This window comes from Janibacter zhangyanbonis, assembly GCF_050507325.1.
Classification (GTDB): Bacteria; Actinomycetota; Actinomycetes; order Actinomycetales; family Dermatophilaceae; genus Janibacter.
The window spans coordinates 731269-743513 of the sequence record NZ_CP191481.1; the positions used below are offsets into that span (position 1 = coordinate 731269).

General features: G+C 70.6%; 10 protein-coding genes. 6 read left to right on the forward strand and 4 right to left on the reverse strand.

What is annotated here, in order from left to right; all coding sequences use genetic code 11:
• Positions 1–13 precede the first annotated feature (13 nt).
• Both ACQBJO_RS03715 and ACQBJO_RS03720 read right to left on the reverse strand, forming a co-directional pair.
• Positions 14–709, reverse strand: coding sequence for an alpha/beta fold hydrolase (locus ACQBJO_RS03715; protein WP_421007121.1), 696 nt, complete (start codon positions 707–709; stop codon positions 14–16).
• A 1-nt stretch (position 710) separates the two neighbouring features.
• The gene (locus tag ACQBJO_RS03720) at positions 711–1631 is read right to left on the reverse strand and encodes a pirin family protein (RefSeq protein WP_421007120.1); all 921 of its coding nucleotides are present in this window, start codon (positions 1629–1631) and stop codon (positions 711–713) included.
• 63 nt (positions 1632–1694) lie between these two features.
• Here ACQBJO_RS03720 and malQ point away from each other — a divergent pair, with 63 nt between their 5' ends.
• From malQ to ACQBJO_RS03750, 6 genes are all read left to right on the forward strand, one after another.
• Positions 1695–3824 (forward strand): 4-alpha-glucanotransferase, encoded by a 2130-nt coding sequence (gene malQ, locus ACQBJO_RS03725; RefSeq protein WP_421007119.1) that lies wholly within the window; start codon positions 1695–1697, stop codon positions 3822–3824.
• A 294-nt stretch (positions 3825–4118) separates the two neighbouring features.
• Positions 4119–5717 (forward strand): peptide ABC transporter substrate-binding protein, encoded by a 1599-nt coding sequence (locus ACQBJO_RS03730; RefSeq protein ID WP_421007118.1) that lies wholly within the window; start codon positions 4119–4121, stop codon positions 5715–5717.
• Positions 5718–5883: 166 nt separating this feature from the next.
• Positions 5884–6813: an ABC transporter permease gene (locus tag ACQBJO_RS03735; RefSeq protein ID WP_255185443.1), complete on the forward strand. Its 930-nt coding sequence runs from the start codon at positions 5884–5886 to the stop codon at positions 6811–6813.
• Positions 6806–7804 (forward strand): ABC transporter permease, encoded by a 999-nt coding sequence (locus ACQBJO_RS03740; RefSeq protein ID WP_421007117.1) that lies wholly within the window; start codon positions 6806–6808, stop codon positions 7802–7804. The genes ACQBJO_RS03735 and ACQBJO_RS03740 overlap by 8 nt, the downstream gene beginning before the upstream one ends.
• A gap of 19 nt (positions 7805–7823) precedes the next feature.
• Positions 7824–8831 carry an ABC transporter ATP-binding protein gene (locus tag ACQBJO_RS03745; RefSeq protein ID WP_421007116.1) on the forward strand — a complete coding sequence of 336 codons (1008 nt, stop codon included), beginning with the start codon at positions 7824–7826 and terminating at the stop codon, positions 8829–8831.
• The gene (locus ACQBJO_RS03750; RefSeq protein WP_421007115.1) at positions 8824–9966 is read left to right on the forward strand and encodes an ABC transporter ATP-binding protein; all 1143 of its coding nucleotides are present in this window, start codon (positions 8824–8826) and stop codon (positions 9964–9966) included. Before ACQBJO_RS03745 ends, ACQBJO_RS03750 begins: the two co-directional genes overlap by 8 nt.
• A 78-nt stretch (positions 9967–10044) precedes the next feature.
• Here ACQBJO_RS03750 and ACQBJO_RS03755 read toward each other — a convergent pair whose 3' ends face one another.
• Complete coding sequence (locus ACQBJO_RS03755) at positions 10045–11190, reverse strand: ABC transporter ATP-binding protein (RefSeq protein ID WP_421007114.1); 1146 nt, start codon at positions 11188–11190, stop codon at positions 10045–10047.
• Positions 11187–12242: an ABC transporter ATP-binding protein gene (locus ACQBJO_RS03760; protein WP_255185448.1), complete on the reverse strand. Its 1056-nt coding sequence runs from the start codon at positions 12240–12242 to the stop codon at positions 11187–11189. The genes ACQBJO_RS03755 and ACQBJO_RS03760 overlap by 4 nt, the downstream gene beginning before the upstream one ends.
• Positions 12243–12245 lie beyond the last annotated feature (3 nt).

A 12245-nucleotide genomic window follows, 5' to 3' on the forward strand; every position in this document is an offset into this window, starting at 1 on the left:
CCCCGACACCGCCTCAGCGGGCGTGGGCCGCCTGGAAGTCGCGCATGGCGGCCCACGCCTCCGGGTGGTCCTGCGGGCGGTGGTCCGCGCCCGGCAGGACGAGGTGCGTCGCCCCCTTCGCCTCGAGGGCGGCGGCGACCTCCGTGTACATCGGCCGGTCATCGCCGGTGATGACGAGCGTCGGCACCAGGCGCGGGGTGTCGGTGCGCAGCGCGACCTCCCAAGGGGCCGGGGTGGCCCGGATCCGCGCGGCGAGGGCATCGCAGGTGAGGGTGTCGATGTCGAGCGGGGCGTGGCTCATGCCGGCGGCGAAGCGGTCGAGGAAGTCCCGTCCGTCGACCTCCGGGTCGTCGGCGACGGCGTAGACCGGCGCCATCGCGGCGATGTGGGCCTCGACGTGGCGGCCACCGCGGGCGACGTCGTAGCACGCGGGCTCGATGAGCACGAGGCTGCGCAGCAGGTCGGGCCGCCGCTGCGCGGCGAGCATCGCGGTGACGGCGCCGTAGGAGTGCCCGACGACGTGCCCGCGGCCGCCGAGCGCCTCGACGACCCGGTCGGCGTCGCGCTCGGGCTGGTCGGCGGCGCAGGTGCGCTCGAGGAAGACGTGGTCGGGGTCGGCCTCCTCCGCCTGGAGCGGCCAGGCCCGCGCGCCGCTGCGGCCGCGGCCGTGGATGAAGACCGTGCGCACGGTCGGGGTGTGCCAGCCCATGTCAGCCCCTCGCCCGCAGCCGTCCGCCGGGCAGCGCCGGGGCGGGAAGGGGGGCGGGCTGCCCCTCGGGGAAGGGACCGAAGCGCTCCTCGCCCTCCGGCGGCTGCTCGCCGATCTCGGCCATCCAGCGGTCGCGGGCGGCGACGACGTCCTCGTGGCTGCGGCCGACGAAGTTCCACCACATGACGATCTGCTCGCCGAGCGGCTCGCCGCCGATGAGCACGAGGCGGGCGCCGGTGCGGGAGGTGAGGGTGAAGCGCTCGCGGCCGGTGCCGACGTAGCCCAGCTCGCCCCGCTCGAGGGCGGTGCCGTCGATGCTCACGTCGCCGTCGTCGAGCAGCACGGCGTGCTCGTGGCCGGCCGGGACCTCGACGACGGTCTCGGCGTCGGCGTCGAGCAGCAGCTCGGCCCCGGTGAGGGCGCCGTGGGTGACGACGGGGGAGCGCTCGCCGAAGAGCTCGCCGAGGAAGACGCGGGCGATGCCGCCGGGGACGTAGGCCGGCTCGGGCACGTGGTGGTCGAAGGTCGGCTCGGTGTCGACGGCGTCGCCCGGCAGCGCGAACCACAGCTGCACCCCGTGGAGCATGCTCGTGTCCGGGGTGGAGAACTCGGAGTGGCTGACGCCGCGCCCGGCCGTCATGAGGTTGAGCTCGCCGGGGCGGACCATCGCGTGCGCGCCCGTCGAGTCGCGGTGCTCGATCTCGCCGGTGAAGAGCCACGAGACGGTCGCCAGCGCGGTGTGCGGGTGCCGCGGCACGACCATGCCGCCGGTGGCCGCGACGTCGTCGGGCCCGTAGTGGTCGAGGAAGCACCAGCCGCCCACGAGGGAGCGGGCTCTGGAGGGGAGGGTGCGTCGCACCGTCATCGCCCGGGGGCCGCCGAGGGGGACCTCCCGGGGCGCCAGGATCTGCACGTCGTCCACCACTCCCACGCTACCCCCGCGTCGTGGTGGACAGGGATCCGTCCGCTCGGAGAGGCTGTCGCCGTGACGGAGTCGACGGACCACCTGCACGCCCTGGCTGCCGCGAAGGGGGTCGAGACCCAGTGGTGGGACTGGCGCGGCGAGCACCGCGAGGTGCCGCCCGAGTCGCTGCGCGCGGTCCTCGCGGCAATGGGGGAGGAGGTCGGCGACGACGCCTCGGTCCTCGCGTCGCTCGAGCGCACCCGCACGGCGCCGTGGCGCCGCACGCTGCCCCCGACCGTCGTCCAGCGCGAGGGGGACCCCCTTCGCCTCCTCGTGCACGTGCCGCACGGCAGTGGTGTGGCCGTGCACATCACGCTCGAAGGGGGGTCCCGCCGTGACCTGCAGCAGCTCGAGCACGTCGTCGAGCCGCACGACGTCGACGGTGGGCTCGTCGGCGAGGCCGCCTTCGAGGTCCCGGGCGACCTGCCGCTCGGCTGGCACGAGATCGTCGCCGAGCCCGGGGCCGGCCCGCTGTCGCCGGGCACCGACCGGGCCGTGCTCGTCACCGTGCCGCAGCGCCTCGAGCTGCCCGCGGTGGTGCAGGAGGCGCCGCGCACCGGCCTGCTGACGCAGCTGTACCAGGTGCGGGGCTCCGGCAGCCAGGGCATCGGCGACCTCGGCGACCTCGCCACGCTCGGCGAGTGGGCGGCCCGCGAGCACGACGCGCACTTCGTCCTCGTCAACCCGCTGCACGCGGCCGAGCCGGTGCCACCGATGGAGCCCTCGCCCTACCTGCCGACCTCGCGCCGCTTCCTCAACCCCGTCTACATCGACCTGCGCGGGCTGCCCGGCGCCGAGATGCTGCCGGAGCAGGCGCGCGCGGAGATCGAGGGCCTCGCCGCACGGGCCCGGGAGCTCGACGCCCACGACACCATCGACCGCGACGCGGTCTGGGCGCTCAAGGAGCCGGCCCTGCGCACCGCCTTCCGTCACCTCGGCGCGGGGCAGGCGCGGGAGGTCGCCGCGCTGCACGCGGCCGAGGGGCAGGCGCTCGTCGACTTCGCGACGTGGTGCTCGCTGGCGGCCACCCACGGGGCGCTGTGGGAGAGCGAGTGGCCGGCCGAGCTGCACGACCCCGCCGGGCCCGCCGTCCGCGCGCACCGCGAGGCGCACCGCGAGGAGATCTCCTTCCACGTGTGGCTGCAGTGGGTCGTGCGAACCCAGCTGACGCTGGCCCAGCAGCGCCTGCGCGAGGCGGGCATGGGCGTCGGGGTCGTCACCGACCTCGCCGTCGGCATCCACCCCGAGGGTGCCGACGCGTGGGCGCTCGGCGATGCCCTCGCCCGCGGTGTGGACGTCGGCGCACCGCCCGACCAGTTCAACCAGCTCGGGCAGAACTGGTCGCAGCCGCCGTGGCGGCCCGACCGGCTCGCCGAGCTCGGCTACGCCCCCTTCCGCGACATGCTGCGGGCCGTGCTCGCCGGGGCCGGTGGCGTGCGCGTCGACCACGTCATCGGGCTCTTCCGCCTGTGGTGGGTGCCCGAGGACTGCTCGCCGGGGGAGGGGGCCTACGTGCGCTACGACCACGAGGCGCTCGTCGGCATCCTCGTCCTCGAGGCCCACCGGGCCGGTGCCCTCGTCGTCGGCGAGGACCTCGGTGTCGTCGAGCCGTGGGTGCGCGAGCACCTCGCCGAGCGGGGCGTCCTCGGCACGAGCGTCGCGTGGTTCGAGTGGGGCGACGACGGCCGGCCGCTGCCGCCGGAGGCCTACCGCGAGCTGTGCCTGGCGACCGTGACCACCCACGACCTGCCGCCGAGCGCGGGCTACCTCGGCCTCGAGCACGTCGCCATCCGTGAACGGCTCGGCCTGCTCACCCGACCCGTCGACGAGGAGCGCGCCGCCGAGGAGGCGAGCGTGCGGGCGGTGCGTGAGGCCCTGCACGAGCGGGGGCTGCTCGCCGACGTCGACGCCGACCCCGCCGAGGTGGTGGCCGCGCTGCACCACTGGCTGGGGCTGACCCCTTCGCGCCTGCGGGGCATCGCCCTGACCGACCTCGTCGGCGACGTGCGGGCGATCAACCAGCCCGGCACCGACGAGGAGTACCCCAACTGGCGGCTGCCGCTCGCCGGCCCCGACCGGCGGCAGGTCAGCCTCGACGACGTCGTCGCGGGGGTCGTGGGGACCCGCTCGCAGGAGTCGCCGCGATCCTGACCCGCGCCGCGATATCGGCGGTGTCACGGCCGGATCACCGCAAGGTTTCCGGGGCGTGAGGGTTAACCCTGCATCTCCTTTGACCGGTGCCGGGGCGGTCACCGAAGAGTCACAGTTGTGTCTCAGGGCACACCGGGTCATGGTGCGAATCGACCTCGTGGTTTTTGATGTCACGAGCAGTCGCGGACCGCGCTGCGACCCCAGGGGTGGACCCGCATCGAGCCGGGAAAGCCGATAGACCCGCCTTCCCGGCGGCATGACGTAGGAGGACCCATGCGAGTGAAGTCTCGCGCGATGGCAGTTGCCAGCATCTCCGCGATCGCACTTCTCGCGACCGCGTGCGGCGGCGGCAGCGACAGCGACAGCACCTCGGGCGGCGGCGGCGCCGGCGGCGAGATCAAGGCCGGTGGCTGCAACCCCGAGAACCCGCTGGTTGCGGGCAACACCGCAGAGACCTGTGGCAGTGACGTCCTCGACGTCCTGACCGCCAAGCTGGTCCACTACAACCCCGAGACGGCCGAGCCCGAGAACGACATCGCCGAGTCGATCGACACCGATGACAACCAGAACTTCACGGTGAAGATCAAGAAGGGCTACAAGTTCCACGACGGGACCGAGGTCAAGGCGAAGAACTTCGTCGACGCCTGGAACTACACCGCCTTCGGCCCCAACGGCCAGCAGGGTGGCTACTTCTTCGAGCCCTTCGAGGGCTACGACAAGGTCTCGGACCCCAAGTCCAAGGTCAAGGAGCTGTCGGGCCTGAAGGTCGTCGACGACTACACCTTCACGATCAAGACCTCCGAGAAGGTCTCGAACCTCCCGCTGCGCCTCGGCTACACCGCCTTCGCCCCGCAGCCCGACTCCTTCTTCGACGACCCGGAGGCCTTCGGCAAGAAGCCCGTCGCCGCCGGCCCGTACAAGTTCGACTCGTGGGACGAGAACTCCTCGATCGTCGTCAGCAAGTTCGACGACTACGCGGGTGACTTCGGTGGCCAGGCCGACAAGATCACCTTCCAGATCTTCCAGGACGCCGACGCCGAGTACACCGCCCTCCAGGCCGGCGAGATCGACGTCGTCCGCCAGATCCCGGCGAGCGCGCTCATCGACGACAAGTTCAAGAGCGACCTCGGTGAGGGCCGTTACCTGGAGAAGGAGAACTCCACCCTCCAGTTCATCGGCATGAACTACCACGTCACGCCGGAGCTGAAGAACGTCAAGGTCCGCCAGGCGATCTCGATGGCCATCGACCGGCCGACCATCGTCAAGCAGATCTTCAACGGCGCGATGACTCCGGCCACCGGCTGGGTCTCCCCGATCGTCGACGGCTACAAGGAAGGCGCCTGCGGCGAGTACTGCACGTACAACCCGGAGAAGGCCAAGCAGCTGCTCAAGGAGGGTGGCGGCTTCAAGGGCAAGCTGACCCTGACCTACAACGGTGACGGCGGCCACAAGGAGTGGACCGAGGCGGTCTGCAACTCGGTCAACAAGGCCATCGGCATCGACTGCGTCGCCACCCCGGCGGTCGACTTCAAGACCATGCTGACCAAGCTCGGCGAGGACGAGCTCAAGGGCATGTTCCGCATGGGCTGGGTCATGGACTACCCGTCGATCGAGAACTACCTCGCGCCGATCTACGGCAAGGGTGCCGGCTCGAACTACTACGGCTACGACAACGCCGACTTCCAGGCCAAGATGAAGGAGGCCGGCGCTGCCGAGACCCCCGAGGAGGCCAACAAGCTGTACCAGGAGGCCGAGGGCATGATCGCGAAGGAGTTCACGACCATCCCGACGTGGTACGGCAAGACCATCATCGGTTGGTCGGAGCGCGTGGGCGACGTCCAGGCGACGCCCTTCGGCAGCCCCGACCTGGCGGCGATGACCGTCAAGGAGTGACCCTGATCCAGGGCTGACTTCGCACTGCACCGGCCGGCCATCGCTCGATGGCCGGCCGGTGGCGTGCCGACCTCCCGCCGATCGCGGATACCGGTCACACCCAATGAGTTACCCTCTCCCGGCACCCCGGGACTGAGGTGCGCTACCAGCTCCATAGGAGGTGCACGTGGGCAAGTACATCGTTCGCCGATTGCTCCAGATGATCCCGGTGATCATCCTCTCCACGTTCCTGATCTACGCCATGGTCTTCGCCATGCCCGGCGACCCCACGGCAGGCAAGTGTGGCGAGCGGCCGTGTCCCGCTGCCTACGTCGAGAAGTTCAACGAGAAGTACCACCTGGACGACCCGCTGCCGGTCCAGTACGGCTACTACGCCAAGAACGTCCTGCAGGGCGACTTCGGCGAGAACCAGTACGGCAACTCCGTGGCCGAGGAGCTCGGTGAGCGCTTCACCGTCACCGGCAAGCTCGCCGTCATGGCCCTGGTCTTCGAGGGCGTCATCGGCATCATCGCCGGTGTCCTCGCAGGTCTGCGCAAGGGTGGGTTCATCGACAACCTCGTGCTCATCAGCACGCTCTTCGTCATCTCCGTGCCGATCTTCGTCGTCGGCTTCGCGGCCCGCTACTTCCTGGGCCTCAAGTGGGGCATCTTCCCGGCGCTGGCGTCCGGCAAGGACCCGAGCTTCTACAGCCTGATCATGCCGGCGATGGTGCTCGGCTCGACCTCCTTGGCCTACATCGCGCGCCTCATGCGCACCAACATCGCCGAGAACATCAAGTCCGACTACGTGCGCACCGCGAAGGCCAAGGGCCTCTCGCCCAAGCGCATCATCGGCATCCACACCCTGCGCAACTCGATGATCCCCGTCATCACCTTCATGGGCTACGACTTCGGTGCCCTGCTCGGTGGCGCCATCGTCACGGAGGGCATCTTCAACATCATGGGCGTCGGTGGCTACATCTTCACCGGTATCCGCAACCGTGACGGCATCGCCGTCGTCGGGGCGGTCACGGCGCTGGTCATCGTCTACCTGGTGATGAACCTCATCGTCGACCTCCTCTACGGCGCCCTCGACCCGAGGATCAGCAATGACTGACAAGAGCACGGCGCAGGACGCCGCACAGGACCCCGGCCAGGACGAGGCCACGGCGACGACGACGCGCGAGGCGGCCATCGCGGTCGACACCGCGCCCGAAGGGGGCGAGGCCCGCTCCCTCACCGCGGACGCCTTCGCCTCCCTTCGTCGCAACCCGCTCTTCTGGATCTCGGGGGTGCTGATCATCATCCTCCTGCTGATGGCGATCTGGCCCTCCCTCTTCACGACCTACGACCTGAAGTTCAACGACCTCAGCAAGGCCCGCCAGACCCCGAGTGGCGAGCACTGGTTCGGCACCGACACCCAGGGCCAGGACATCTACACCCGCACGATCTACGGCGCCCGCGCGTCGATCATCGTCGGCGTGCTCTCAACCCTCGGCGTGCTCCTGCTCGGGTCCTTGCTGGGTCTGCTCGCCGGGTACATCGGCGGCTGGGTCGACGCCCTCATCAGCCGTGCCGGCGACATCTTCTTCGCCATCCCGCTGCTGCTGTCGGGCATCATCTTCCTGTCCTCGATCCGGGAGCGGGAGGAGATCTTCGGCATCCCGATCCAGGGCTACTTCGGCGTCGTGATGCAGGTCGTGCTCGTCTTCGTCCTCTTCGGCTCGCCGAGCCTCATGCGCCTCATGCGCAGCTCGGTCATCCAGGTCAAGCCCAACGACTACGTCCAGGCGGCCCGCGCCCTCGGCGCCTCGCCGATGCGGATCATCCGCCGGCACGTCCTGCCCAATGCGATGGCCCCGGCGATCGTCGTCACGACGATCAACCTCGGCAGCTACATCGCCGCGGAGGCGACGCTGTCCTTCCTCGGCATCGGTCTGCGCCCGCCGACCGTGTCCTGGGGTGTGATGATCAACGACGCCCTCGTGCCGCTGCAGACCTACCCGCACATCCTCTTCTTCCCGGCGCTCTTCCTGAGCATCACGGTCCTGGCCTTCATCATGCTCGGCGACGCCGTGCGTGACGCCTTCGACCCGAAGGGGCGCTGAGAGACAGGTGAGTGACCACATGACCACACCGACGACCCCGTCGTCCGGCGAGCACCTGCTCGAGGTCGACGACCTCCACGTCGAGTTCCGCACCCGGGAGGGCATCGCCAAGGCGATCAACGGCGTCAACTTCACCCTCGACGAGGGCGAGACGCTGGCGATCCTCGGCGAGTCCGGGTCGGGCAAGTCCGTGACCGCGCAGGCGATCATGGGCATCCTCGACATGCCCCCGGCCGTCATCCCGGGCGGGCGGATCCTCTACAAGGGTCAGGACCTGCTGACCATGCCGGAGGAGGCGCGGCGCGCGACCCGTGGCCCGGAGATCTCGATGATCTTCCAGGACGCGCTCAGCTCGCTCAACCCCGTCTTCCCGGTCGGTTGGCAGATCGCGGAGATGTTCCGCGTGCACCGCGGGTCCAACCGCGCGGACGCCTACGCCGAGGCCGTGCGCCTCATGGAGCGCGTCAACATCCCGGCGGCCAAGGATCGCGTCAAGGCCTACCCGCACCAGTTCTCGGGCGGTATGCGGCAGCGCATCATGATCGCCATGGCGATCGCGCTCGACCCCAAGGTGCTCATCGCCGACGAGCCGACGACGGCTCTCGACGTGACGGTCCAGGCCCAGATCATGTCCCTCCTGCAGGAGCTGCAGGACGAGTTCAAGATGGGTCTGATCCTCATCACGCACGACCTGGGTGTCGTCGCCGACGTCGCCGACCGCATCGCGGTCATGTACGCCGGTCGGATCGTCGAGCGGGCCGACGTCGACGAGATCTACGCCCGGCCGGGTCACCCCTACACGCGGGGTCTGCTCGAGTCGATCCCGCGCCTGGACCAGAAGGGCCAGTCGCTCTCGGCCATCGGTGGCCTGCCGCCGAACCTCACCCGCATCCCCGAGGGGTGCGCCTTCAACCCGCGCTGCGTCATGGCGCAGGACATCTGCCGGACCGAGCGCCCCGAGCTGCTCGACATCGGCCCGCGTCGCCAGTCCGCCTGCCACTTCAGCCAGGAGGTGCTCGATGCCTGAGGCGATCCTCACGGCCAAGGGCCTGAAGAAGCACTACCCGATCAAGGGCGGTGTGCTCCGCACGACCGTCGGCCACGTCAAGGCCGTCGACGGTGTCGACTTCGAGCTCTACAAGGGCGAGACGCTCGGCATCGTCGGTGAGTCCGGCTGTGGCAAGTCGACCCTGGGCCGACTGCTCATGCGGCTCGAGGAGCCGACCGAGGGCACCGTCGACTTCGACGGGGTCGACATGTACAGCCAGTCGGGGTCCGCGATGCGCAAGCTGCGTCGCGACATCCAGATCGTCTTCCAGGACCCCTACACCTCGCTCAACCCCCGGCGCACCGTCGGCGAGATCGTGGCCGAGCCGCTGGAGATCCACTCCGACGTCGTGCCGCGTGGTGGACGCAAGCGCCGGGTCCAGGAGCTGCTGGAGCTCGTGGGTCTCAACCCCGAGCACATCAACCGCTACCCGCACCAGTTCTCCGGCGGCCAGCGCCAGCGCATCGGCATCGCCCGGGGCATCGCGCTCAACCCCAAGGTGCTCATCTGCGACGAGCCGGTCTCCGCGCTCGACGTGTCGGTGCAGGCGCAGGTCATCAACCTGATGGAGAAGCTGCAGGACGAGCTCGGCCTGTCCTACATCTTCATCGCGCACGACCTGTCCGTGGTGCGTCACATCTCCGACCGGGTCGGGGTCATGTACCTCGGCCGCATGGTCGAGATCGGCGACGAGGACGACATCTACTCGCGCCCGACGCACCCCTACACCCAGGCTCTGCTCTCCGCCGTGCCGGTGCCGGACCCGACCCTGCGCGGTAAGCGCGACCAGATCGTCCTCAGCGGCGACGTGCCGTCCCCGGCCAACCCGCCGCAGGGCTGCCACTTCCACACCCGCTGCTGGAAGGCGCAGGACATCTGCCGCACGGAGACCCCCGTGCTCGAGCTGCGCAGCGACGGTGCCGGCGAGCACCCCTCGCGCTGCCACTTCGCCGAGCCGCGGGTCATCGTCGAGACGCAGGACGTGACCGACATCGACTCCGGCCTCTTCGCCGGCCAGGGCCTCGCCGACGTCGACGACGCGATGGCCGCGGGCCAGGCCGGTGGCGCTGCCGCCGGCGGGGACACGACCGGCACCTCGACGGCCGGGGCGTAGTCGGGTCACCGACCGCACCACGACGAAGGGGGTGTCCCACCGATCGGTGGGACACCCCCTTCGCCGTGCCGGTATCCGCTAGGAGAAGGGGATCTCCCCGACGATCCGCTCGGCCTCCGCCTCCGCTGCGAGGGCCGCGCCGGTCTCGTCGACCGTCGCCGTGACGGCGTGCGGCTGGATCTCGCCGGAGGCGATCTGCTCGGCCCAGTGGCAGGCGACCTTGTGCTCGGCGGCGTCGGAGACGACCCGCAGCTGCGGACGCTCGGTGTCGCAGCGGGTCTCCTGCCGCCAGGGGCAGCGGGTGTGGAAGCGGCAGCCCGACGGCGGGTTGGCGGGGGAGGGCAGGTCGCCGCTCAGCAGGATCTGCTCCCGGGTGTCCTCGACGACCGGGTCCGGCACCGGCACGGCGGACAGCAGGGCCCGCGTGTAGGGGTGCAGGGGAGTGGCGTAGAGGTCGTCGGCCGGGGCCTCCTCGACGATGCCGCCGAGGTACATGACCCCGACGCGGTCGCTGATGTGCCGCACCACCGCGAGGTCGTGGGCGATGACGAGATAGGTCAGGCCGTACTCGTCCTGCAGGTCGGACATGAGGTTGATGACCTGCGCCTGCACCGACACGTCGAGCGCGGAGACCGGCTCGTCGGCGACGATGAGCTCGGGGTCGACGCTCAGGGCCCGGGCGATGCCGATGCGCTGGCGCTGACCGCCGGAGAACTCGTGGGGGTACTTCTTCAGGGCGGCGGGCGGCAGACCGACGTCGGCGAGCAGCTGGCGCAGGCGGGGCTCGGCCTCCTTGGCGTCCTTGGCGATCCCGTGGGCCTTCATCCCTTCGACGAGCAGCGCCTCGACGCTCTGGCGCGGGTCGAGGCTGCCCATCGGGTCCTGGAAGACCATCTGCAGGTCCTTGCGCCGGCTCCGCAGTGCCTCGCCCGTCAGCGTGGAGATCGGCTCGCCGTCGAAGGTGACCGTGCCGTCGGTCGCCGGCTCGAGGTGGAGGATCGCGCGGCCGAGGGTGGACTTGCCGCAGCCGGACTCGCCGACGAGGCCGTAGGTCTCGCCGCGACGGATCTGCAGGTCGACACCGTCGACGGCGTAGACGTGGCCGACGACCTTGTCGAAGACGACGCCCTTGGTGATCGGGTAGTGGACCTTGAGGCCGCGGACGTCGACGAGGACGTCGGCGTCGCTCGACGTGGCGGTCGGCTCGGGGCTCGTGGTGGTCATCGGACCTCCTCGGTCGTCGCGGCCTCGGCGGGCGAGGGGTCGCCGGCGAGGGGGTTGAAGCAGCGCAGCGCACGCGAGCCCCCGACGGCGAGGTCGGGGGTGGCCTCGCGGCAGTGGTCGGTCGCGCTCGCGCACCGTGGGGCGAAGGCGCACGAGCTCGTCCACGGGAGGTTGTCGGCGACCGACCCCGGCACGGGGTCGAGCCGCGCGCCGCGCTCGCCGTCGAGGCTCGGGACGCTCGAGAGCAGCCCGCCGGTGTACGGGTGGCGCGGCTGGGCGAAGAGGTCGTGGCGCTCCGCCCGCTCGACGATGCGGCCGCCGTAGAGGACGTTGATCTCGTCGCACAGCCCGGCGACGACACCGAGGTCGTGGGTGATCATGATCAGGGCCGTGCCCGTCTCCTCGACGAGCTCGCGCAGCAGCGCGAGGATCTGGGCCTGGATCGTCACGTCGAGCGCCGTCGTCGGTTCGTCGGCGATGAGCAGCCGGGGTTCGCAGGCCAGGGCCATGGCGATGAGCGCGCGCTGGCGCATGCCGCCGGAGAGCTGGTGCGGGTAGTCCTTGAGCCGGCGGTCGGGGTCGGGGATGCCGACCTTCTTGAGCATGTCGCGCGCGTGGGGCGTGGCCTCCTTGCGCGACATGCCCTTGTGCCGCTCGAGCACCTCGGTGACCTGTCGGCCGATGGGGACGACGGGGTTGAGGGAGGAGAGCGGGTCCTGGAAGATCATGCTGACGTCGCGGCCACGCCGCGCGCGCATCTGCTTGTCGGAGAGGCCGAGCAGGTCGGTGCCGTCGAAGGTCACCGAACCGCTGACCTCGTTGCCGCGGCCGGGCAGCAGGCCCATGATCGCGAGCGACGTGACCGACTTGCCGCAGCCGGACTCGCCGACGAGGCCGACGGTCTGACCGGGCTGGACGTCGAAGCTGACCCCGTCGACGGCGGCGAAGGGGGCCTGCCCCTGCCGCGTGAAGGTCACCGACAGGTCGCGCACGGACAGCAGGGGAGTGCCGGCGCCCGGACGGGCACCGCGGGGCGTGGGGGCGGTCGTCATGCC